The organism is Shewanella saliphila, from assembly GCF_014648295.1.
Classification (GTDB): domain Bacteria; phylum Pseudomonadota; class Gammaproteobacteria; order Enterobacterales; family Shewanellaceae; genus Shewanella; species Shewanella saliphila.
Genome location: NZ_BMQV01000020.1, coordinates 16,948 through 39,836, shown reverse-complemented (window position 1 = coordinate 39,836; position 22,889 = coordinate 16,948). Strand labels below are relative to the sequence as shown.

18 protein-coding genes are annotated in these 22,889 nt (G+C 44.8%); 6 read left to right on the top strand and 12 right to left on the bottom strand.

The window, feature by feature from the left end:
- Window positions 1-89: 89 nt before the first annotated feature.
- Together dksA and sfsA are read right to left on the bottom strand one after the other, a co-directional pair.
- Window positions 90-533, bottom strand: coding sequence for an RNA polymerase-binding protein DksA (gene dksA, locus IEY48_RS11045; RefSeq protein ID WP_188920244.1), 444 nt, complete (start codon window positions 531-533; stop codon window positions 90-92).
- Between the two features lie 137 nt (window positions 534-670).
- Window positions 671-1,375, bottom strand: a complete 705-nt coding sequence (sfsA, locus tag IEY48_RS11040) for a DNA/RNA nuclease SfsA (RefSeq protein WP_188920242.1) — start codon at window positions 1,373-1,375, stop codon at window positions 671-673.
- Window positions 1,376-1,533: 158 nt separating this feature from the next.
- On the opposite strand from sfsA, the gene pepB reads away from it, so the two are divergent.
- Window positions 1,534-2,808, top strand: coding sequence for an aminopeptidase PepB (pepB, locus tag IEY48_RS11035; RefSeq protein ID WP_188920240.1), 1,275 nt, complete (start codon window positions 1,534-1,536; stop codon window positions 2,806-2,808).
- A 221-nt stretch (window positions 2,809-3,029) separates the two neighbouring features.
- On the opposite strand, the gene IEY48_RS11030 is transcribed toward pepB, so the two are convergent.
- On the bottom strand, window positions 3,030-3,437 hold the full coding sequence (locus tag IEY48_RS11030) for a 2'-5' RNA ligase family protein (protein WP_188920238.1): 408 nt from the start codon (window positions 3,435-3,437) through the stop codon (window positions 3,030-3,032).
- Window positions 3,438-3,622: 185 nt separating this feature from the next.
- On the opposite strand from IEY48_RS11030, the gene IEY48_RS11025 reads away from it, so the two are divergent.
- The 3 genes from IEY48_RS11025 to mrcB all read left to right on the top strand — a co-directional run bounded on the left by IEY48_RS11025 (window position 3,623) and on the right by mrcB (window position 10,949).
- A complete protein-coding gene (locus tag IEY48_RS11025; RefSeq protein ID WP_188920236.1) occupies window positions 3,623-5,944 on the top strand; it encodes a putative bifunctional diguanylate cyclase/phosphodiesterase in 2,322 nt (773 codons plus the stop codon).
- Between the two features lie 66 nt (window positions 5,945-6,010).
- The gene (hrpB, locus tag IEY48_RS11020) at window positions 6,011-8,575 is read left to right on the top strand and encodes an ATP-dependent helicase HrpB (RefSeq protein ID WP_229786411.1); all 2,565 of its coding nucleotides are present in this window, start codon (window positions 6,011-6,013) and stop codon (window positions 8,573-8,575) included.
- Between the two features lie 61 nt (window positions 8,576-8,636).
- Window positions 8,637-10,949: a penicillin-binding protein 1B gene (mrcB, locus tag IEY48_RS11015; protein WP_188920233.1), complete on the top strand. Its 2,313-nt coding sequence runs from the start codon at window positions 8,637-8,639 to the stop codon at window positions 10,947-10,949.
- 79 nt (window positions 10,950-11,028) lie between these two features.
- Here mrcB and IEY48_RS11010 read toward each other — a convergent pair whose 3' ends face one another.
- The 8 genes from IEY48_RS11010 to IEY48_RS10975 form a co-directional block, all read right to left on the bottom strand.
- Window positions 11,029-11,856 (bottom strand): potassium channel family protein, encoded by an 828-nt coding sequence (locus IEY48_RS11010; protein ID WP_188920231.1) that lies wholly within the window; start codon window positions 11,854-11,856, stop codon window positions 11,029-11,031.
- 103 nt (window positions 11,857-11,959) lie between these two features.
- Complete coding sequence (locus IEY48_RS11005; RefSeq protein ID WP_188920229.1) at window positions 11,960-12,295, bottom strand: hypothetical protein; 336 nt, start codon at window positions 12,293-12,295, stop codon at window positions 11,960-11,962.
- 23 nt (window positions 12,296-12,318) lie between these two features.
- Window positions 12,319-12,972: a hypothetical protein gene (locus tag IEY48_RS11000; RefSeq protein ID WP_188920227.1), complete on the bottom strand. Its 654-nt coding sequence runs from the start codon at window positions 12,970-12,972 to the stop codon at window positions 12,319-12,321.
- Window positions 12,973-12,977: 5 nt separating this feature from the next.
- Entirely contained in the window at window positions 12,978-13,667 is a 690-nt protein-coding gene (locus IEY48_RS10995; protein WP_188920225.1) for a PspA/IM30 family protein, read from the bottom strand.
- A gap of 10 nt (window positions 13,668-13,677) precedes the next feature.
- Entirely contained in the window at window positions 13,678-14,091 is a 414-nt protein-coding gene (locus tag IEY48_RS10990) for a YjfI family protein (protein ID WP_188920223.1), read from the bottom strand.
- 79 nt (window positions 14,092-14,170) lie between these two features.
- A complete protein-coding gene (locus IEY48_RS10985) occupies window positions 14,171-15,931 on the bottom strand; it encodes a polyamine aminopropyltransferase (RefSeq protein WP_229786410.1) in 1,761 nt (586 codons plus the stop codon).
- Between the two features lie 3 nt (window positions 15,932-15,934).
- Entirely contained in the window at window positions 15,935-16,834 is a 900-nt protein-coding gene (locus IEY48_RS10980) for a DUF350 domain-containing protein (RefSeq protein WP_188920221.1), read from the bottom strand.
- A 13-nt stretch (window positions 16,835-16,847) separates the two neighbouring features.
- On the bottom strand, window positions 16,848-17,816 hold the full coding sequence (locus IEY48_RS10975) for a hypothetical protein (RefSeq protein WP_188920219.1): 969 nt from the start codon (window positions 17,814-17,816) through the stop codon (window positions 16,848-16,850).
- Window positions 17,817-17,974: 158 nt separating this feature from the next.
- On the opposite strand from IEY48_RS10975, the gene glnE reads away from it, so the two are divergent.
- Window positions 17,975-20,830, top strand: a complete 2,856-nt coding sequence (gene glnE / locus IEY48_RS10970) for a bifunctional [glutamate--ammonia ligase]-adenylyl-L-tyrosine phosphorylase/[glutamate--ammonia-ligase] adenylyltransferase (RefSeq protein WP_188920312.1) — start codon at window positions 17,975-17,977, stop codon at window positions 20,828-20,830.
- Window positions 20,831-20,904: 74 nt separating this feature from the next.
- Complete coding sequence (locus tag IEY48_RS10965) at window positions 20,905-21,816, top strand: GGDEF domain-containing protein (protein WP_188920217.1); 912 nt, start codon at window positions 20,905-20,907, stop codon at window positions 21,814-21,816.
- Window positions 21,817-21,872: 56 nt separating this feature from the next.
- Here IEY48_RS10965 and IEY48_RS10960 read toward each other — a convergent pair whose 3' ends face one another.
- Window positions 21,873-22,826, bottom strand: coding sequence for a sodium-dependent bicarbonate transport family permease (locus IEY48_RS10960; RefSeq protein ID WP_188920214.1), 954 nt, complete (start codon window positions 22,824-22,826; stop codon window positions 21,873-21,875).
- Between the last annotated feature and the right edge of the window lie 63 nt (window positions 22,827-22,889).

Below are 22,889 nucleotides of genomic sequence, written 5' to 3'. Positions count from 1 at the left end.
ATCCATTGTGTGGTTACGCTACTACGCGGTTTATTTTTAGATTAAAGCAATCAAAAGGGCGAGATAATCTCGCCCTAATAAATAACGGACTAACCCGCCATTTGTTTTTCTTTAATCTCAGCTAGCGTCTTACAATCGATACACTGATCGGCAGTAGGGCGTGCTTCAAGACGACGGATACCAATTTCGATACCACAAGAATCACAGAAACCGAAATCGTCTTCTTCAATTTTCTGTAATGTCTTTTCAATCTTCTTGATCAGCTTACGTTCTCTGTCACGAGCGCGAAGTTCTAAGCTGAATTCTTCTTCTTGTGCTGCACGGTCAACAGGATCAGGAAAGTTTGCTGCTTCATCTTGCATGTGAGTTAACGTACGGTCGACTTCTTCACGCAATTGGTTACGCCATGCTTCGAGGATCAGTTTAAAGTGACCACGTTGCTTGGTATTCATATACTCTTCACCAGCTGACTCCTGGTAAGGAGCTACACCAGCAATAGCGAGTACGCCAAGTGTTTTAGTGCCTTCAGGCATAACGCATCTCCTGTAATCATTTGCGTTTTAAGGGCGTCTTAACTTATCGGCCGCTATGTCTTATTTTTACGGCCGCTATCTATAGCAGAAACTCTATAGCTAGGCAAATTTTTATTCAGTATTTCAGTGTTTTTTGATCACAACACCACATTACAAGGTCCAATTATTTGACTCCCTAGTGGTGAAAGTTCTGTTTTATAAGCTAACACTTCAACACCCTTAGCAACGGCTTGTTCAAGTAAGTCTGCGTATTGTGGGTCTATATGACGCGCGGGTTTTACGGTCGATATGCCACTGTGCTGTACCACAAACAATAATACTGCTCGGTGGCCCAATGTGACCATATGGATAAGTTCGCGTAGATGCTTTTGTCCCCGCGTAGTAACGGCATCAGGAAAATAGCCCACTTGGTCTTCTAGCAAAGTACAACTTTTCACTTCAATATAGCACTCTGGTAGGGTTTGGCTAGTGAGCAAGATATCGATTCTGCTATTTTCACTGCCATATTTTACTTCGCGCTTTAACGTGTCATAGCCTTGAAGTTCAGTCATGACATTTTGCTTTATGGCTTCTTCTGCGAGGGCGTTCGCGCGCCCAGTATTAATACCAATTAAATGCTGTTGATCCGTCTGCATTAGCTCCCATGTATGAGGGTATTTACGTTTGGGGTTATCAGAGGTTGAAAACCAAACCGGCTCACCAGGGAATAGGCAGTTTTTCATCGAACCCGTGTTAGGACAATGAATCGTGATGACTTGTCCATCGGGTAAAGCTACGTCGGCTAAAAAGCGTTTATAACGTTTGAGTAAAACACCCGTTTCTAATTTGGGTTCAAATTGCATGCGTATCAATATGCCATAGGTTCATTTACAACAATGCTAACAAATTTTAGCTTGGTTTATCGATTATGTTTTGTCTACACTACTGCCATTAGCTCGTATAAACGTTTGCTCGGTAGGTTAAGATATTTGCGCCGTTTGGCGCACAACAAGGAATCATTATGGATATTATGACGGTAACGCTCACCACTGAAGCTCCTGCTGCCCATTGGGGCAAAGCTGATGTGACGTATCAAGGTGCTCAAGCTTTGATTCACTTATCTGGCTCGGAAGAATTACGCCAGGTTCAGATGGCAGCAAGAAAAATACGCAATCAAGGTGTCAATGCTGTGCAGTTAGCCGGAGATTTATGGAGTGTTCACACTCAGTGGGCATTTGCACAAGGTTTTGCCACTGCAAAAGCGGGTTATCAAGTGCTGTGGTGTGGCAGTGATGCTGATCAAGCCACGTTAACTCAGCGCGCTGAAGCGGCACAATTTGCTCGTAAATTAATTAACGACACCCCAGAAGATTTATCTCCAGTGAGTTTAGCAACACAAGCCGCTGCTTGGCTTAAAGACATTGGTGGCGACAAAATCAGCTTTAACATTGTTGAAGGCCAGGAATTATTAGAAAAAAAATGGGTCGGCATTCATGCTGTTGGTCGTGGCAGTGAACGTCCACCTGCTTTACTTGAGCTTGATTTCAACCCACTAGCTGCAGATGCGCCTGTTTCAGTGGCATTGGTCGGTAAAGGGATTACCTTTGACTCAGGTGGTTATAGCTTAAAATCATCTGAAGGTATGCTCGCCATGAAGTGCGATATGGGCGGCGCTGCCACTGTCACTGCAGCATTAGGCTTGGCGATGAAAGCTGGTTTAAATAAACGAGTAAAACTGTTTTTATGTTGCGCAGAAAACTTAGTCAGTGGCCGTGCATTTAAGTTAGGCGATGTCTTGACCTATAAAAACGGCACCACGGTTGAAATCGTTAATACTGACGCCGAAGGTCGTTTAGTGTTAGCCGATGGACTACAGGCCGCATCAGATACTGGCGCACCATTAATTATTGATGCCGCCACTCTGACTGGCGCCGCAGTTATGGCTGTGGGTTCTAACTACAATGCGATTTTCTCGCCGCAAACAGCCACGCTACAACTTGCGCAAAAGCGTGCTGCTGCTGTGTCTGAAAACGTATGGCCTTTACCGTTAGACCCTTGGCACAAAGATATGTGCCCATCGGCTTATGCTGACACGGCAAACAGCCGTCCTGCAAAAGGGGGCGGCGCTGGTGGAGCATCAAATGCCGCAGGTTTCTTATGGCGTTTTGTGTCACCAGAGGCAAACTGGTTACATGTTGACTTAGCTGGCGCATTTGAGTCTTCAGCTTCGGCATTGTGGGCCGCGGGTGCAACCACTCACGGCGTATTGACTATTGCTGAGTTATTAAAAGATTAGCAACACAAGCCTTTTAACAAAAGACAGCTAAAATCGTGCTGTTAAATATGACCACTGATAATGAACCTGCATTATCAGTGGTTTTTTATTGCGTTAAAGGCCAAGAGGCTAAAATTGAATAATTAACTTGGTGCGAATGATTACTCGATTGATACAAATGTAAATGTGTGGGTTCGAGCTGTAATTTTGTCGTGCATCGCAATTTGGCTATTGGCGGCGTGTTAACATGACGAAATACACTCACATGGGGTGTATATTTTTTTTTGGCTAATATAAAAGTTGTTGTGTTTGGCTATTTCAATTATTGTGCGTGCCATTGTCGTTAAGGGTTCAGCTGCTTGGCCTGCTAAGCAAACTAATTTAGCCTGTGGCCAAAATGCGCAGGAGGTTAAATTTTGGCTAAACTGGATTTTAGGCATGGCTTCAATTTCATCGAGTAATTGGAGGTAACTGGTCGGATCTACTTGACCCAAAAAGCCGAGAGTCATGTGTAAATTGTGTAGGTTAACCGGCCTAGCAATAGTATTTAAAAATGGCGCAAGCTCAAGCTGTATCATGGATATTTGTTTTATTTGCGGTTTCGCTAAACTAAAACCGACAAATAATCGTTGCGGTGAAGTAATATGCATAAGCGTTGCCTTTATTAGTAATGAGTTGAAACCCAAACACGAATAGATTATTAATACAGTATGATACAAAACTAATGTCGTTATTGTTGAATGTCTAAACTACACTTAATTGAAACTTCACGATAAAATAGCGCACGTTTTTATCCCTGAGCAAATTGAATTGCAAACCTTGACTGAGTTGATGAATGGCAGATAGCACCCAGCAACTATTGAAAAGTGTGTTCACAAATGGACCTATTGAAGGGAATAATACCTCGGTATTAGAACTGCTCAATCGGGCACTAAAACTCGTCTGTAGTCGACTAGATTGTAATGCTGCCTTTGTGATCACAAGCCAGTTTGATAAAGTATTTGCCGTAGACAGTGATATTATTGATACGACAGAGCAGCAATGTGTAAGCTATTTTGGTCAGTCGCCAGATGTGCAGGTATTATTTAATCAAAGCGTCAATAACAATCTTCGCTTGTGTGAAGCCTTGTTTACTCATGTACATCCCATCATTTATTCCGCAGCCGATAATAAGCCCGCCGCTACCACAGAGCCAATAATTCTTGAGCATTTGCTGCAAACGTTTTCGTCACTGAAAATTGATTGTCAGCAGCTTGCGATAAGCCCTGTGACCGGTGTAGGTAATGTTAAGGTTGTATTAGCCACCTTATGTGTAGCAGATCAAACAACGATTGCAGAGCAACAACCTGACCCCGCCGCATTTATCAATAAGCTCCTTGATGACACTGCTTATCAGTTAGCGTCATCACTGGAATTACGCCGTTTAGCGGTGGTGCTTGATAGCAAAGATAAGCAATACCAAGAGTTATTTCAATTATTGCCAATGGCATCTTCGTTAGTTGATTTACATAACAATGTGGTGCTGCTAAATGATGTGTGGCAGAGCACACTATCAATTAAGGTTAATGATAATTTATTTGACCTTTTACGCCCAGAGGACCATCCGTTACTTAACGATACACTGCATATCGTTAGGGAAGGTATTTTGCGTCAGGCCTGGTGTGAGATCCCGATTAAAAATGGCATTAAAAATCATTGGTACAAATTCAGCTTTTGTCATGCATTAAATCGCCAGCAACAATTACTGTTAATTGTTGAAGATGTGAGTGAACGGTACCGATTAGCTGATGAACTGTCATTTCACTCTAACCACGATGTGCTAACCGGGTTACCTAACCGTTTGCAGTTTGAAAACATGCTTGATGACCTGCAAAAAGACGATGACCATGTGCCTGCCTGTATTGCGTTTCTCGATCTTGATCAATTTCAAGTGGTTAACGATCTTAGCGGCCATCAGGCTGGCGATCTGTTATTGCAGCAAGTGGCTACTCGACTCAAACAATTGCTACGTAAAGGTGATGTCGTTGCGCGTTTAGGCGGCGATGAGTTTGGTTTGTTAATGCACTATTCAGATGCGACCTCGGCGCAATTGGTGGCAAAACGTATATGCCAGCAGTTGTTTGGTCATGAGTTTACTTGGAAAGGCATTAAGCACAATGTCAGTGCCAGTATTGGTCTTGCTCAGGTAGATTATGACGATCCAGATATTTATGGTGTGATGAGTAAAGCGGATGCCGCCTGCCGCTTAGCAAAAGAGGAAGGCCGAAATCGTTGGCATTTTTATAATCCAGACGACCCACAAATGCACACCATGTATAACCAAATGTTGGCCTCGGTAGACATTACTGGTGCGCTAGCCTTAAATCAATTTGAATTGTTTTATCAACTTATTGAGCCGCTTGATAAAAAAGAAAGCGGTATTCACATGGAAATCCTGCTGCGTATGGTGCAAAGCGATGGTACCTATGTGTCTCCTGGGATATTTTTACCCGCCGCAGAGCGTTATAACTTAGCCTCGCGAGTCGATAGCTGGGTTATCGACAATTTACTCAAATGGGGCAGTGACAATCTCGACACTTGGCGAGAATTATCTATGGTGTCCGTTAACTTATCTGCAATGTCATTAGCCGACCAAAAGTTCATGAGTTGGCTCGAAATGCGTTTGATGGTTGAGCCTGAGTTAGTCGATAAACTGTGTTTTGAAATTACTGAAACCGCAGCGGTTAGTCAGTTAGATCAAGCCACAGGCTTAATTGATTTGCTTAAACCTTTTGGCTGTAAATTGGCTCTGGATGATTTTGGCTCAGGTTTTTCAAGTTTTGCTTATTTAAAATGTCTCAATGTCGATTACGTTAAAATTGACGGCCAATTTGTGGTGAACTTATGCAGTAATCGCAGCGACAAAGCTATTGTGGCGGCCATTTGCCAATTAGGTAAAGACATGAACTTTGAAGTGATTGCCGAATTTGTTGAAAATACCGACATTGGCGAGTATTTAAGAAATATCGGCGTTGATTACGCCCAAGGCTACGCCATTAATAAACCGACCCGACTTGCCGAATTAACCAATGGTATTCGCACCCCATGGTTAACAGACGCGATCAGTATTGTCAGCTCAGAAGAAAGACAAGCATTAGGGCTGAGTGCTACCGATTAGTGCATGTATCCTTGCGACGTATTAGTATAAAATACGTCGTAAATAGCGATAAAAAAGTAAATGCCGTTGACCTCATCACACCCTTCATCTGCCACATTGCCAATCCATGCCGTGTTAGCCGACATTCGCACAGCATTTAATGAGCAATCACAACTCATTCTTGAAGCGCCAACAGGCGCGGGCAAATCGACAGCCTTGCCGTTAGCCATGTTAGCCTGGCCAGAAATTAACGGCAAAATCATCATGCTTGAACCTCGGCGAGTTGCTGCGCGTAATGTGGCGCAATTTATTGCAAAACAATTAGGACAAGCTGTCGGACAGGATGTGGGTTATCGGGTTAGGGGCGATACGAAAGTGAGCAAAAATACCCGACTCGAAATCGTCACCGAAGGCATTTTAACTCGGATGATCCAACACGACCCAGAGCTTGCTGGGGTTGCAGTGATCATCTTTGATGAAATTCATGAACGCCATTTACCTACCGATCTCGGTCTTGCGCTCGCACTTGAGGTACAGCAATCATTACGTGATGACTTAACGATAATGGCTATGTCGGCCACGTTATCGGGTTTGCCACTGAGCAACTTAATGCCCGAGGCGCAGCAAATTAGCAGTCAAGGGCGTAGCTTTGATGTGCAGCATCACTATCAACCTTGCCCTGCCCAGCAGCAATGGTTAATGCATATGGCAAAGGTGATTAACGACACCGTTAATGATGCCAGTTTAAGTGAATATCAACTCGGTAGCGTATTAGCGTTTTTACCCGGTAAAGGTGAAATTAATAAGTTGGCCCGCTTGCTTCGTGAACGTTTAGATCCAACATGGCTTATTTGCCCTTTGTATGGTGATTTAAGCCCAGCAGAGCAAGATCGGGCTATTGGGTTAACCGAACCTGGTAAGCGTAAAATTGTACTGGCGACCAACGTGGCTGAGTCCAGTCTCACTATTGAAGGGATAACAATTGTTATCGACAGTGGTTATCGGCGTGAAGCCAGCTTTAATCCCAAAACTGGCGTGACGCGTTTAGGGCTTAAGCGTATTAGTCAGGCATCTGCTGTGCAGCGAAGTGGCCGGGCAGGGCGTTTGGCGCCAGGTTATTGCGTGCGTTTATGGAGCCAGGAAGAGCATGGGCGTTTACGCAAAGTTGACGAGCCAGAAATTAGCCTCAGCGAGCTCACCTCAATGGCATTAGATTGTGCCAGCTGGGGCGCAAAAACATTCACCGAGTTGTCATTACTGACAGCACCGCCAGCCATTCATGAACAAGTAGCATGGCAGTTATTACAGCAGTTAGCGTTAACTGACCCACAGCGAAAGTTAACCGCACTAGGGCGCCAGGCTTATGCCTTAGGTTGTCATCCGCGTTTGGCACATATGCTGCTCAAGGCTAAACAGGTTGCCAGTGAGCAATCTCAGCCGCAATTGTGCGTCTTAGCCTGTATATTGGCGGGTATTATTGAAGCGCGCGGTTTATCTAAAAAAGGCGCCGACATTCATCATTACTTAACCGAAGCTTTGCACGGGCAAATTAAACAGCAAGTGCGTCAATGGCAGCAATCGTTGGCCATATCGGGCCAGTTACAAGATGCCATAAGCCAAGCATCAACTCGAGACATCAGTTATTTGTTAGCACTCGCTTACCCCGACCGTATCGCCAAAGCGCGAGGACAAGATGGTTTTTTACTCAGTAACGGTACTGGCGTGGTCATTGCCGCAGATGACAGCCTGGCACACGAGCCTTGGTTAGTGGTTGCTGACTTTCAAGAAACTCAAGGCCGTAATGCTGGGCAAGTGTATTTAGCCGCCCGGCTTGATGCGCGTTTATTTGACCATGAGTTGAGCTATCTAGTGACACGCGAGGTGCAAGGTGGTTGGGATGAAGCGAAAGGGCGATTTTTTGCCGAAAAACACACTAAAATCGGCCAGATTATTATTAAAGTCGATACTGGTATTGCCCCGCAGCGTGCTGACATTACCGCGGCATTATTAGCACAAGTTCGTTTAAAAGGGTTAACAATCCTTAATCGTGACGCGGCATTAATCCAGTTACAATACCGAGTCGAATTAGCGCGATTTTATGCTCCAGAACATGATTGGCCGTGTTTGACTGACACCCATTTAATGGCCACCTTGACTGATTGGCTAGGGCCATATGTTGAACAGGTTAACTCGCTGGCCGCATTAGCCAAAGTCGATGCGTATGGGTTAGTGAAAAACCGCTTAAGCTGGCAGCAACAAACGTTACTTGATCAATTAGTGCCAACACATTGGCCTATGGCAACAGGTACCAGAGCACCAATAAGATACCAAATGCCACTCGACGCCAATGGCGATTTTTACAACAGTGAGGTAGACCAAGGCCGAGCGGTCTTAAGTGTGCGTTTACAAGAAGCGTTAGGTTTAGCGCAAAGCCCAAGTATATTGCACGGCAAAATGATCGTGACCATGGAGTTATTGTCTCCGGCGCAACGTCCGCTTGCGGTAACTGCTGATTTAGCCAGTTTTTGGCAAGGGCCGTATGTAGAGGTTAAAAAAGAAATGCGTGGTCGTTATCCTCGCCATTTATGGCCCGATGACCCAGTGAATACCGTCGCCACTAAATTTACTAAAAAGAAAACGCCCGGTTTATAAGCAAACCGCATATGAGTTAAGGCGAATCGATTACTGTGCAACATTAAACGAATGAAGATTTATGACAAAAAAAACGCCTAAAAAGACTAACACTAAAAAGTCAAAAGCTAAAAGATCGACCACATCATGGTGGCGTCCACTGTGGTCATTTACGTGGAAACTGTCGCTTGTTGGCCTTGCTGTCGTTACGTTTTATGCGATCTATTTAGACCAAATTATTGCCCAAAAATTTGAGGGGCAAAAATGGCATTTGCCTGCGCAAGTCTTTAGCCGCCCAATGGCGTTATATCCTGGTGCTGCGGTTAACCACCCACAATTAATGGCCGAACTCAAATTATTAGGCTATCGCAAAGTGGCTAATCCGCGCCAGGTGGGTGAGTTTTCTGCCTCAAGTACCAAGATTGAATTATGGCGTCGTCCGTTTTTGCACCCTGAGGGTAATCAAGCTGAACAACGGGTGATGATAAGCTTTGATTCAAACGGTGTGAGCTCGGTTAAGCGAATGTCTGACAAACGCGAATTGGCCGTGTTTCATTTAGAGCCGGTATTGCTTGACCGGATTATTGCTGGCGATGGCGAAGACAGATTATTTGTGCCAACAGCCGAAATGCCTTCGAGTATTGTTGATGCCCTTATTTTGGTTGAAGACCGCAGTTTTTATGATCACTACGGTGTTAACCCGTTGGCCATTGCCCGTGCTGCGCTGGTAAATATATCAGCAGGTCGTACCGTACAAGGAGGCTCGACGTTAACCCAACAGTTAGCTAAAAACTTCTTTTTAAGCAGCGAGCGCTCTATTGTGCGTAAAGTGCGTGAAGCCTTAATGGCGCTGATTATTGATTTTCGCTACAGCAAAGATGAAATTTTAGAAGCATATCTCAACGAAGTGTACATGGGGCAAGACAAGGCGCGTGGTGTACACGGTATGGGCTTAGCCTCGCAGTTTTATTTTGGGCGTCCTGTCGGTGAGCTGACCCTGTCGCAACAAGCCTTTTTAGTTGCGGTCATTAAAGGGCCGTCATACTACAACCCTTGGCGTTACCCGGAGCGGGCTCAGGATCGTCGTGACTTAGTACTGCGCTTATTGATGGAAAACGACAAACTGACCGTCGCCCAATACAAAGCTGCAGCAGAGTCTCCACTGGGTTTACGCAGTGCTAAAAAGTCAGTGCATCAAAAATTACCGGCGTTTTTTGCTGTGGTAAAACAAGAGCTACGTGACCGTTATGGTGACTCACTGCTGCAACAGTCTGGGATAAAAGTGTATACCACCCTTGATCCTATGGCCCAAGAGGCGGCTGAAAAGGCAGTGTCGTCGACTATGGCGTCATTGGATAAGCGTGCTAAAAATATCCAAGTGGGCATGGTGGTTACCGACAAATACAGTGGCGGTATTGCGGCAATGGTTGGCGATAAGGTACCGGGTTATCAGGGGTTTAACCGCGCCGTTGAAATTCGACGTCCTATTGGCTCGCTCATTAAACCCTTTGTGTATGCCACGGCATTAAATCAAAGCGATAAGTTTTCATTGGCTACCCCGATTGACGATAAACCGATTACCTTGAAAAACGAGCAAGGTAACACCTGGTCGCCTAAAAACTTCGATAAAAAGTTCAGTGGGCAAGTGCCATTACTCACAGCGATTAAAGACTCAATGAACGTGCCCACAGTGAATGTCGGTTTGGCCGTTGGCGTTGATAGTGTGGTTAACACCTTACAAAAGGCGGGGTGGAGTGAGTCAGTATCGCCTTACCCATCAATGCTATTAGGCGCTGTCAATGGCTCACCCTTGATGGTGGCGCAGGTTTATCAAACCTTGGCTGATGAGGGGCGTTATCGTAAGTTGACTTCAATCACTGCGGTGTTAGACAGTCAAAACCAGGCATTAGATGTTAGCCGGGCCCCGAGCTCACAGGCCATTGCCCCTGCCACCGATTATTTAGTTCAGTACGCGATGAATCATGTGGTGCGCTCTGGTACGGCTAAGCGATTAGGCGCGGCCTTCCCAGGTGTGCGTTTAGCGGGTAAAACCGGAACCAGTAATGACAGTCGCGATTCTTGGTTTGCAGGCTTTGACGAGCGAAATGTAGCGGCCATTTGGGTTGGTCAAGACGACAACAGCAAAACAGGCTTATATGGCAGTAGCGGCGCAATGGCGGTCTATCAGGCATTCTTACAACAACGTCCACCGATGAGTTTGCGAATGATCCCTGTCAATGGGGTGATTAATGGCTACTTTGATCGTACCACCGGCATGGCAAAACAAGGTAATTGCGACAATATTGTGGGTTTACCAGCATTAGAAGCCAGCTATCGCCCTGCAGAGAATTGCGGTGAGCCATTATCCTGGTGGCAAAAGCTGGTGGGTGGCTAGCAAACTGCTATGCCATTAAAAGCCCAAGGTCTTGTCGACGTTGGGCTTTTTATATATTTGCTGCGCGGTAAGGGGGTTGCTAGGGCTTATCGAGTTGTAGCCTTAGCTTGGTAATTTCAGTAAGCATCTCTTGCTGATTTTGTTCCATCTGTAATTGATTCTGCTGCATTTGTTCAAGCGCCGCTTCTAGTTTGCTATTGATTTGTTCTTTGTGGGCTTCTTTTGCATCTTGCTCTTCTTGACGCTCGGTTTCATCAGGTGCGACAAATACCGATGCCATATAACCTGAGATGACCCCGAAAAAGCTCACGCCACTGATTATCACTAATCCACCAATCACATGGCCTATGGTACTCACCGGATAAAAGTCGCCATAACCCACAGTCGAAATCGTCACTAACGCCCACCAAATGGCTTGTTCTGCGGTTTGAATATTGGCATTAGGTTCAGCGCTTTCCACCAGTAAAATGAGTACAGAAGCCGTGGCTAAAATTAATACCATGGCCACTAATAAGCTGGCTAATGTGGTTTGTTTGCGTTGACGCAGTAACGGAATAAGCAGTGAACGGCTCATGCGGATTAAACGGATCACCCGTAAAATTTGAAATATACGTGCAAACCGTAGCGCTTCAATGGCAGGAATACTGGCAACAAAATCTATCCAGTGGTGGCGCAGGTAGTAGGTTTTATTGCGGGCTTTGAATAAGCCATAAAAAAACTTGCTCAAAAAAATCATACAAATACTGCTGTCGATATACAGCAGCACTTTATTGGTTTCGGTATCTAAACGGCCAAAAGTAATGGTCAGTACGATGACTACCGACACCAATGACAACACCATCATGGCTAACTCAAATGGACTGGGACCATCTATATTTTTAAGTGTCCAGCGTTTAGATTCAAACATGAATTAAGCCTGTTTAATTAATTGTTAAGCACGAGTGGTTATCATAACAAAAAACGCACAAGGCGCGAGCCTAGTGCGTTGTTTAAATCAGCTTTAAGTAGAGTTAAGTCGACGAGGTTTTATCAACAAAGTGAACTAGATCATCAAGTACGCGTTTTTTGATCTCTAACTGAGCATCACTATCTAAGCCATATTTTTGTGCCAATAGCACGTAGTCTTCACCACTTAACGATACGGTTAGTCTAGGGCGTTTAGGTCGTTTAGAGACCGATAATCCGAGGATGGTGCGTATTTGATCAGACGGACTTACGCCTTTATCTAAAGCGGCTTTACGGATGGAGTATTGAAACTTTTCATCTAGATCAAAAGCCACTTGCGTGGCTTTTGCGGCTTGTTGGTTTTTAAGCCATTTATCCGGTAACGGTTTACCTGAACTCATAACAAGGTTATCTCCTACTTGTATCAGCTTGCCGGCCAGTAGTCTCTAATATCGGATAGTGGGCGATATAAGGTCAACATAACTTCGGTGTCGCCGCCTTCGTATACTTCAATATCAACAGCATGAGTGTCTTGATTATTGACTAGACTATAGCCTTCAAAACCTTCACCTCGGTTGCCATTGTCGTCTTGTGGAGGGGTTAAACCACGATAATCCTGGCGATGGAAATAACCAAATCCTGCAAATTCAACTTGATGGTATTCATCACTTAACCATTGGCCAAACTCAGCGTCAAGCTCTGTAGATAAGGTGTTTGTTACCAGAGTTGCTTTACCGGGTTCTTCAAAGATTTCAGCAAAGGCATCAAGGTCAAATATCTGCTCCACATCGGCGCGGTTGATTTTGATTGAAATACTGAGGTAAGACTCGTCTTCTTGAATGTAAGACAGAAAGATTGCGGTGCCGCTATGGCCACGTAATAAGAATTCACAAACCTGCGAGCGCTGGTATTCATAGGTATGAATGGCTTCAACCTTTAGCTGTTGCCCGCGCAGTTGCGCGGGCAAAGCAAAACTGTCATCAAGGGTTAACATATCACCCTTGAGCAGTTTATTTGGGTGGTCAAGCTGACGCTTCGGGGCTTCTTTTTTGCCAAAAAGGCCGCTAAGAAATCCCATAACCCTTAACCTTTACGTGCTTTAATGCGGTCTAAAACTGCATTGGCGTTCGACTTTTGTTCACCAATACCTGCTTCAGCCAATTTAGCGTGTAAAGACTTATCGCTGTTTTCGTCTGCTAAGGTTTCAGATGCTTTTAAGCGGTCATCAAACTGTTGCTGACGCGCCTTGATGCGCTCTAAAGAATCTTTAGCATTAAGCAACTTAGAATTACTCGATGCAAACGAGTCAGTAATGGTTGCCGTGGCTTTTTGTACGCTTTCAGTGGTCTTAACCATGGTTAATTGACGTTGATAATCAGACAATTGACGCTCGGTCTTTTTCACTAAATCTTTTAAACGTACCGCGTGAGCACTAAAGCTGTCGTTGGCCGTTTGTTGCTCTGCAAGCTCTTGGTCTAGCTGAGCGATTTTTTCTGCCACTTCAATGGCTAATGATTCATTGCCTTTGTCTAATGCTTGAGTCGCATAACCTTCGTGTTCAGCAACGCTGCGCTTTAGACGATCAATTTCACGGCTAGCTTGCATTTCTTTCGCCATCACGTCGGTTAGCTCGCGCTTAGCTTTAGTTAAGTGCTTTTCTGCATCACGGATTTCTTGTTCAAAAATACGGGTTGAGTTAGCGTCAACGATAGTCTGGCCAACTTCAGTTGCACCACCACGAAACGCTGTAAGAATCTTGTTTAGAATGCCCATAGTTGGCTCCTTAGTTTAAAAATTCGACGAGTTCGTCGATGACTTCCAGACAGTTGTCTGACAGTACTGCTAATTCTTGTTCAATTTCTTCCATGCTTGATTGCACAGATAACGCACCATACACCACGTACTTATCATCAATTTTGGCAAATGAAGATAATGGCATTGGAATGTTGAGCTCTAACATGGTCTCAAACATTTCAGCGCGGCGGGCTTGGTTAACTTCGTTTTCGCCCCACAGATAACTGATACACAATATTTGGTTGTCAGTTACTGATACAAACACCGGAATTTCTTCACGGCCGACAACATTAACTTGTAACACTTCAACATCACCATCAATGGGATAGCAGTCAAACTGAAAGCCTGTTTGGCTTTGGTCGCATAGTCCGTTTAGGTGACTCGCAATAGTATGGATGTTCATATTCGTCCTTAATTGACATATTATGTCTGTGAGTAAAGATAACACCCAGACATAATATGTCAAGTACTATCTGATCCAATTAAAAAAGATTAATTACTTCATTTTCTGACCATGCAGCTAAGTGGTAATGATACAGCTGCAATGAGCCAATTTCGTTTACCTTAATCTTGTCTATATCGTCGTAAAAATGTTTCGGAAACTCAAATGATGCTTGAATAAGCCCAGGTGTTAGCCAGTCCTCTGGCACCGGGATTTCATCAATGGCGGCTAATCGTTGTTGTGGGTTTTTACCCATCTTAGTGGCAATACTCCAGCCCCACTCTCCAAAACTGGGCACATTGTGATGATATTGTTTCACATTAAAACCGGCTGAGCTTAAGGTTTTACCTACCGAGATAAAGGCGTTAGGTGCATGATAAGGCGAGGTTGATTGCACCGTGATCACACCGTCAGCATTGAGCAGCTCGTTGAGTTTGCGATAAAACAAATCAGAGTAAAGTTTATTTAAGTCTGGGTGGCTTGGATCGGGCAAGTCCACAATGATGGCATCGAAGAGTTGGCCGCTTTGCAATAATTTATCAACACCGTTAAACGCATCGTCGACCATTAAAGTAAGTCGAGGATCGTTGAGCGCATCGCCATTGAGCGTTAATAATGCTTCACTTAAATGAGTCGGCATGTCGGCTGGTGGTGTTGTAAATAACGTTAATAAGTCCTGATCTAGGTCCATTAAGGTAACTGCTTTAGGCTGCCATTTGAGTACTTGTTTGAGCCCAAGGCCATCGCCCCCGCCAATAATTAACACATTGTCGTGACGTGCACTGGCGGCCAATGTTGGGTGCACTAAAAAGCTATGGTAGATGTGTTCATCGCTGCTAGAAAACTGTAAACGGCCATTGATGTACAAGTTATACACGGGGGGGAGCCCACCGCCGCGCAGCCGTTCAGTAAAGTTAAGTTGCTGAAAACGAGTGGCCTTGGCATAAACCACTTTGTCTTTGTATAACAAATTATTAAAGTGTTGCTCCCAACTTGGGCCTTTTACTGCCAATAAGCCTATCACTACACTGGCAATAATATGGCCGACTAATAATAATTTTACATGACGAATTTGCGTCCAAAAACGCCAAATAAAAACCAGTCCCGCTAATAGGTTTACGCTGGCGGTTAATGCGGCGGCTAATTGAATATCAATTGCCAACATAAAGCCGACCCAAATGGCAGCACCGACACCCGCACCAATGTAATCGGCACCATAAATGGTGCCAGCATTGTGCAGTAAATGGGCGTCAGATAACGATTGCCGTACCCGGGCAATTAATGGGATTTCCATACCAATCATTAACCCCAGCAACACGCCCCAAACGTAAGGTAAGTATTCGCTTAAGGTTTGCAAGCTGGCAATAAAACCGCCGTTAGGTAAATGGTCGGGTGGTAAGCCAAGGGTATTGGCAATGGTGAGGGGTAATTGCTGACCAAAGCCAATTACCGCTGCGGTAATGATAATGGCAAACGAGCCACACAATGCCACGGTGAGCTCGAGCATCGCAAAGCCGGTAAAGGCGCATTTGATTTTACGGGCAGCAAATGCCCCCACACCCATGGACACAATCATTAAGCCAATCATGGTGTAAATGGCGGCTTCTAGCGCGCCTAAAATACGCCCAGCATAGTGTGACAATAGGTATTCGTAAATCAGGCCGCATCCCGCTAGCGCAGCCATAATGCCCAGTAATAGGGCATCATCAAACCACGACACATTGCGAGATACCGGAAGGCTTTGCTCTTTGCCCCCTTGCGCTGCAGTGTGGGGGCTAGGATCAAGCAAAGGGGTTGTCATAAATTACGCCATTAACCCCGTTAAAATCAGTGCGACAGCAATGCTGATTGCCATTTCGACCGCGGCAATACCAATGTTGTGCTGCTTTTCAACTTCTTCTGCTAAGTTAATGCCGGCTAAAACCAGCTTTTTCACTAAAGCAATGAGTAATGACAAGGTCACTAGCATTATTAACGAGAACACAAACCAGCCAATGATGTTGGTAACGTAGCCCGTCGGTTGATAAATAATAAAGTGACTGGCAGCGTTAAAGCTTAATGCCATGGCAATCATATAACCGCTGTGACGCAGTGCTAAAGCGGTTTGGTCTTGGGTTAACGCCTGTTGCATTGAGGCATCTTGGTTGCGTTTGGCATAACGCTGTTCGCGTAGGCGAGTCAGCAGTACTAGCATTAACTGCGAGATTAAAAACGCGCTAAAAATAGCGATAAAGGTGTTTACGGTGATGTCTTCTGCCCACATCAATACGGCACGAATAATAATGGCCGTCGCAATGGCTGCAGAAGCATCAACAACAGCAACTGACACATTACCTTTTAAGATTTCGGCATTTTTGGCAAATTCATTTAAGGCGATTTTGTCATGTAAAAAACGCCCAAATTTAATGAGTACTAAACCAAATAAACCGTAAGCCGACATGCCAATGGCTTCGGTTAAATACGAAGGAGCAGCTTCGCCGGTAATCGCACCCGTTAGCACAATACCTAATGCAGCAACGGCACCTGCGGTACTAATACCAAAGGCAAAATTATCACGCTCAGCCAATTCGGCACTGCTGTTAACTTTAATGCTCCAACCTTGCAGGTAACGCATCAATGCCAGCAACACAATCGCGATACTTAAGTCGATGACTAGGATGATCGCCAGAGGTTGAGTTAAGCCATATTCTTGAAAAAATGTCATGGGGAGTCCTTACCTATTTACCACGGCTAACACCGCGACTAGTGCGGCTGCTTGAGTTGCGGAAACTGCTGTCTTTAGAATAATTTGAACGAAACTTGCTGCTAGAACTCGCCGTGCGAGTCGTGCTACTGGGTTTTGGTGCACTGGTACTTTGACGCGACAAGGTAGTCGAGCCTGTGCGGGTTTTAGCATATGGGCTATCAAATCGTTTACCCTGGCTGTCAAAACGCTTTTTAGTTTGTTCAAATGTTTTGGCTTGTGAAGTGGCCTGTTTTGGCGATGTATAGCGATAACGGCCGACATCGTTGTAGTAACTGTAACCACGACGGCTTGACCAATTGTCGTAATAAATGGGGCGGGTAAAGTTAGAAAACATCGCATACATGCCATACCAAGCCCAAAAAGACGTGCCATTTGAGCCAGTTTGCCAGCTACCATAAGCCGGGTTACCCACTAATTGACTGCCAGGTTCTGTGCCATCCGTGCCGTTTGCCAAGGCCTCGGCTTCACGGCTAATGGCGTTGACTCGGGCTAATTGACCCTGAGACATATCAGCAACCACGTTGACCGGATCCGATAACATGTCGTTGTATAAGCTGGTATCTGCGGCTTGATATACATTTTGCGCTTCAGCCAGTTGTTGGTCTAAATCAACAAAATTTGCGCTATTGCTCAAATCCTTATATCGACGAGTTAGCGACTGAAACATAGGCCCTTCGGTGCCTGCATCTTTGGCTAATTCATTTAACAAAGGGGCTAAATCAGGCTGACGCTTAGCTAAAATACTGGTGTACTGCTTCAATAAATTGGCATTACGTAATTGATCGCCATCGAGCGATGTTGATAATAATTCCAGACGCTGTTGCGTTAATTGCTGGTACTTGGCAATTTGCTCAGGCCTTTCATCGCCACAAGCACTGAGCGTTAGCGCGACAATCATCACGGTTATCAATGTGAGTACACGGGGGAGGTGACCTACCATGTTTTCTCCAAAATGTAGATTTTTCATGTGCTAATTCAATATGACACAGGTTATAGTAATCTTGATGTCAATGATATTAATCTGCATCAATAGACTGATCATTAGATATAGCATTCACGACATAATATGTCCAACATTCATTTTCTTTAGGGATATTAATTGCCATGCAAAACCAAAGTAACAAGGTGTTATCTGCAGCGCTAGTTGAAACCGCAGATCGTTACTGGTTAAGACTCTGCGAAGTTTGGCCTGAAGCGACAACCGAGTTGTCCAAAGAACAACAGCAAGAGTTAATGTCGGTGTTTGCTTTAAGTGATTATATTGCTGAGCAATTATGTCGTCGTCCTGAATGGATAGTGCAACTGTTTGATGGCCTATTAGATGACATTGACCGAAGCCAATTTGACAGCGAGTTACATGTTCAATTAGAAGGTGTAACCCAAGAAGACCAGGCTAAATCAGTGTTACGTCGTTATCGTAATTTACAAATGGTGCGCTTAGCATGGCGCGACTTTTTAAATTACACCCCAGTAGAAGAGTCATTACTGGACTTATCATCGTTGGCAGAAGCCCTCGTTATTGCTGCTCGCGATTGGGTTTACCAAGACATGTGCAAGCAATTTGGCACGCCAACGAGTGCTGAAGGGAAGCCGCAACCATTATTAATTTTAGGCATGGGCAAGTTGGGTGGCCGTGAGCTCAATTTCTCATCTGACATCGATTTAATTTTTACTTTTCCTGAACATGGCGAAACGGTTGGCGGTCGCCGCGCGCAAGCTAACCAACAATTTTTTATCAAAATGGGTCAGCGTCTAGTCAATATTCTTGATCAAGTGACGGTCGATGGTTTTGTATTTCGTGTCGACATGCGCCTGCGCCCATATGGCGAAAGTGGCCCGCTGGTGGTCAGCTTTAGCGGATTAGAAGATTATTACCAAGAACAAGGCCGCGACTGGGAACGTTATGCCATGGTGAAAGCCCGCGTATTAGGGCCTTGGAGTGGTTATTGCGATGAGCTGCATGACTTATTACGCCCATTTGTGTATCGCCGTTATATCGACTTCTCGGCAATTGAGTCATTACGTAAAATGAAGCAATTAATTGCCCAAGAAGTCAGACGCAGGCAATTAACCGACAATATTAAATTGGGTGCAGGCGGGATCCGTGAAGTGGAATTCGTGGTGCAAAGTTTTCAGTTAATTCGCGGTGGACGCGAGCCTGCGTTACGTCAACAAAGCTTATTTGGCGCCATTGATACCTTATACAGTTTGGGGCAGTTAGAATATTTAGCCGTTGATGAGCTTAAACACAGTTACATTTTACTTCGCCGAGTGGAAAACTTACTTCAAGCCATTGACGATAAACAAACGCAAACACTGCCTAATAACGACCTTGACTGGCAACGATTGTGCGTACCCCTAGAACTAGAAGACGAAACACAGCTGCGCGAGCAAATCGATAATGCAATGGCCACCATTCATGAGCACTTTAATGCCACCGTGGGTGGCAGTGATAACCATGAATATAACGATCATTGGTCATCGCTAGTTTGGAATATTCAGCAAGATGAAGACGCATTAGCCCTACTGCAAGAGCAGCAGATTGAAGACGAAGCACTGTGGCCGATGTTAAGTGATTGGCGTCAAACCGTGTCTAAGCGCTCTATTGGTCCTCGTGGCCGAGAAACCTTAGACAAACTCATGCCCAAATTGCTTGAAGAATTGTTTAATCAATCTATACCGAGTGCCGCATTTAAGCCAGTGTCTAACGTGTTGGATAAAATTTTAACCCGCACGACTTACCTTGAATTACTATGCGAAAACCCAGGCGCCAGGCAACAGCTAGTGAGTTTATGTTGTGCCAGCCCTTGGATTGCGCGAGAACTGGCTAACTTCCCGATGCTGCTTGATGAGCTGATTGACCCATCGCAGCTATATGACATCACCTCTATTGATGATTACCCAAGCGAGTTACGCCAATATTTACTGCGCGTGCCAGAAGATGACATGGAGCAGCAAATGGAAGCGCTGCGACAATTTAAGTTGTCGCAACAGTTAAAAATTGCTGCTGCAGATGTCACCGGGGTATTGCCGGTTATGCAAGTAAGCGATCATTTAACCTTTTTAGCTGAAGCGATTATTGAGCAAGTGGTGCTACAAGCCTGGCACCAGGTTGCGGCAAGACATGGTGTGCCAGAAGGAACTAGCCCAAGCAATATGGGCTTTGCGGTCATTGGTTATGGCAAATTGGGCGGTCTAGAGCTGGGTTATGGTTCCGATTTAGATTTAGTCTTTTTACATGGCCATAGCGATGCGGGCAGCACTAATGGGCCAAGATCAATTGATAACAGCCACTTTTATTTAAAATTAGCTCAGCGGATTGTGCATTTATTTGCAACTCGTACAACCTCGGGTGAGCTATACGAAGTTGATATGCGTTTGCGTCCGTCGGGGTCCTCTGGTTTGTTAGTGAGCGAAATTGAACAGTTTGGTCAATATCAGTTAACTGAAGCCTGGACTTGGGAGCATCAAGCATTAGTTAGGGCGCGTTTTGTTTTTGGTGATTACACCTTAGCTGGGCGTTTTAGTGACTTGCGCGGGCAAATATTACAACAAGCACGCAATCAAGCCGACCTTGCCAAAGCGGTGCGCGATATGCGGATAAAAATGCGCGATCATTTGTTGCACGTTGAACCTGGGCAGTTTGATCTTAAGCAAAGCGCTGGCGGCATTGCCGACATTGAGTTTATTGCCCAATACTTAGTGCTTGCTCATGCCCATCAACACCATGACTTGACCATTTGGTCTGATAACGTACGTATTTTTGAAGTACTTGCCGACCTAGAGTTGTTACCCGTGATGCATGCACAACACCTAACGCAAACCTACTGTTGGCTTCGCGATGAAAACCATGAACTGACATTGCAACAATTGCCCGGTAAGTTGCCCCACCATACAGTGGAGCAAAAAACAGACGCCGTGATTGAAATTTATAATGAAATTTTACAGCCTTAATCTGTTTTAAAGTTGAAATAGCAGCACTTTACTGCTTTATTTAGATCAGGTAAATCAACTAAAAGGTTGCGTTAATGCTGCTTGCTCCGATACCCGAAAATGAGCACACACGCCTCGAAACACTTCGAGGTTTGAACGTGTTAGATACTGAAACAGAAGAGCGCTTTGATCGTATTACTCGCTTAGCTAGACAGTTGTTTTCGGTATCGATCAGTGTGGTGAGTTTAATTGACAGTGACCGACAATGGTTTAAATCAGTGCAAGGCCTCGATGTATGTGAAACCAGCCGCGATATCTCATTTTGCGCCCATGCGATTAATCAGTCTGATGTTATGGTTGTGCCCGATGCGCTGCAAGACTCGCGCTTTTTCGACAACCCATTAGTGCTCGCCACGCCCAATATTCGTTTTTATGCTGGGTTTCCGTTGACCATGCCTAATGGTATGCGAGTCGGTACCTTATGCATTATTGACAATAATCCCAGAACCTTTGATAAACAAGACGCTCAGGCATTAGAAGATTTAGGCAAACTCGTAGAAGCTGAGTTGATATCGATTCAGCAAAACACCCTCGACCCATTAACCGGCATCACCAATCGTCGTGGCTTTGATTTAGACTATTTTAAAGCCATCAATGATGAGTATGGTCATGAAGAAGGCGATGTTGCACTCACCACATTTGCAAAATTATTAATTGAATGTTTTAGGGAGTCTGATGTTATCGCTCGCTTTGGCGGTGACGAATTTGTGGTGTTGCTAAGCCAAAGAGACCAAACCAGTGTCGATGTTGTGCTCAAACGGTTTAGCGAATTAATTGCCCAGCATAATCAACAATCAAACAAGCCGTATCAACTGGCCTACAGTCAAGGTATTGTGAGCCGAAAAGCAAAACAAGATTTAGATCTTTGTGAGTATTTAACCTTGGCCGACAAAGCAATGTTTGTTGATAAAGCAAAACACCATAAGCGAGACTCATTGCTAGGCTAAGATAACAAAAAGCCAACGTCACTATCGCGTTGGCTTTTGTTCAATGCAGATTGGTATTACATCATCAATTGCTCAATCCACAACTGGTAAATCGGTAAACCGATTAGCACGTTAACGGGGAAGGTTATTCCTAATGACGCCAACATCGCCAGACCAATATTGGCATCTGGAATCGCGGCTTTAATCGCCGCAGGTGCTGCAATGTATGATGCACTGGCACTGAGGGCTGCTAATACCAAAATACTGCCAGAGGGTAAATCCAGAGCCATACCTAAGCCAATCCCCACCCACGCCAATACAAACGGTACTACCGCAGCAAAAATTAATAATCGCCATTGTTTGTATGGAATGGGAAAGCACACTTTAGCCGTGCTAATGCCCATTTCTAATAAAAATAACGCTAATAAGGTTTTAAACCCGGCAAGCAACATCGGCGTTAATGGCGCCATACCCGTAGTGCCGTACATCCAACCGATAGCCACGCCACCGCACAGTAATACTACGCCGCGGCTTGTTAGTGCTTCATGCAAAATACTAACCGCAGAGGAATGCACTTCATTACCAGCCGTTTTAGCTTGCAGGTAACGGTGTAACCACAACATGATAATAATGGCGGGCAGCTCAAGCAGCACTAAATATAACGTGGTTTCAGGGCGTAAAGGCCATTGTGATTGATCAACCATCGCCATCACGACAGCAAAGGTACCCGCACTTACAGAACCATAATGAGCGGCAATGCTAATGGCTTCTTTTTGCGGTAATTTAATGAGTTTTCGTAAAAGCGGGTATAAACTCAGTGGGGTGATAAAACCTAAAGCAATGACCGCTAGTAATTCTGATATTGCTAGATTGGCTGTTTCACCGTGTAATGCCATACCGCCTTTAAGGCCAAGGGTTAGCATCAGTAAAATAGACAAGGTTTCGTAGGTGGCTTTGGGAACTTTTAAATCTGACTTTATCAGCCCAGCAATCAAGCCAAGGGCAAAAAAAGCTATCACAATATCAGGCATCGTCTTGGCTTCTGTCTGTTATTCTGCAGGTTAATAGAGTAGGGCGATTCTGCCTTGTTGTAT

Excerpts from the sequence above, each read along its gene's own strand:
- IEY48_RS11005 (WP_188920229.1), bottom strand. The coding sequence starts at position 12,295 with ATGAGTTCAGGTAAACCGTTACCGGATAAATGGCTTAAAAACCAACAA.
- sfsA (WP_188920242.1), bottom strand. The coding sequence starts at position 1,375 with ATGCAATTTGAACCCAAATTAGAAACGGGTGTTTTACTCAAACGTTAT.
- IEY48_RS10975 (WP_188920219.1), bottom strand. The coding sequence starts at position 17,816 with ATGGTAGGTCACCTCCCCCGTGTACTCACATTGATAACCGTGATGATT.
- IEY48_RS10980 (WP_188920221.1), bottom strand. The coding sequence starts at position 16,834 with ATGACATTTTTTCAAGAATATGGCTTAACTCAACCTCTGGCGATCATC.
- IEY48_RS10990 (WP_188920223.1), bottom strand. The coding sequence starts at position 14,091 with ATGAACATCCATACTATTGCGAGTCACCTAAACGGACTATGCGACCAA.
- IEY48_RS10960 (WP_188920214.1), bottom strand. The coding sequence starts at position 22,826 with ATGCCTGATATTGTGATAGCTTTTTTTGCCCTTGGCTTGATTGCTGGG.
- IEY48_RS11000 (WP_188920227.1), bottom strand. The coding sequence starts at position 12,972 with ATGGGATTTCTTAGCGGCCTTTTTGGCAAAAAAGAAGCCCCGAAGCGT.
- IEY48_RS11030 (WP_188920238.1), bottom strand. The coding sequence starts at position 3,437 with ATGCATATTACTTCACCGCAACGATTATTTGTCGGTTTTAGTTTAGCG.
- dksA (WP_188920244.1), bottom strand. The coding sequence starts at position 533 with ATGCCTGAAGGCACTAAAACACTTGGCGTACTCGCTATTGCTGGTGTA.
- pepB (WP_188920240.1), top strand. The coding sequence starts at position 1,534 with ATGGATATTATGACGGTAACGCTCACCACTGAAGCTCCTGCTGCCCAT.
- IEY48_RS10965 (WP_188920217.1), top strand. The coding sequence starts at position 20,905 with ATGCTGCTTGCTCCGATACCCGAAAATGAGCACACACGCCTCGAAACA.
- mrcB (WP_188920233.1), top strand. The coding sequence starts at position 8,637 with ATGACAAAAAAAACGCCTAAAAAGACTAACACTAAAAAGTCAAAAGCT.
- IEY48_RS11010 (WP_188920231.1), bottom strand. The coding sequence starts at position 11,856 with ATGTTTGAATCTAAACGCTGGACACTTAAAAATATAGATGGTCCCAGT.
- IEY48_RS10995 (WP_188920225.1), bottom strand. The coding sequence starts at position 13,667 with ATGGGCATTCTAAACAAGATTCTTACAGCGTTTCGTGGTGGTGCAACT.
- IEY48_RS10985 (WP_229786410.1), bottom strand. The coding sequence starts at position 15,931 with ATGACAACCCCTTTGCTTGATCCTAGCCCCCACACTGCAGCGCAAGGG.
- IEY48_RS11025 (WP_188920236.1), top strand. The coding sequence starts at position 3,623 with ATGGCAGATAGCACCCAGCAACTATTGAAAAGTGTGTTCACAAATGGA.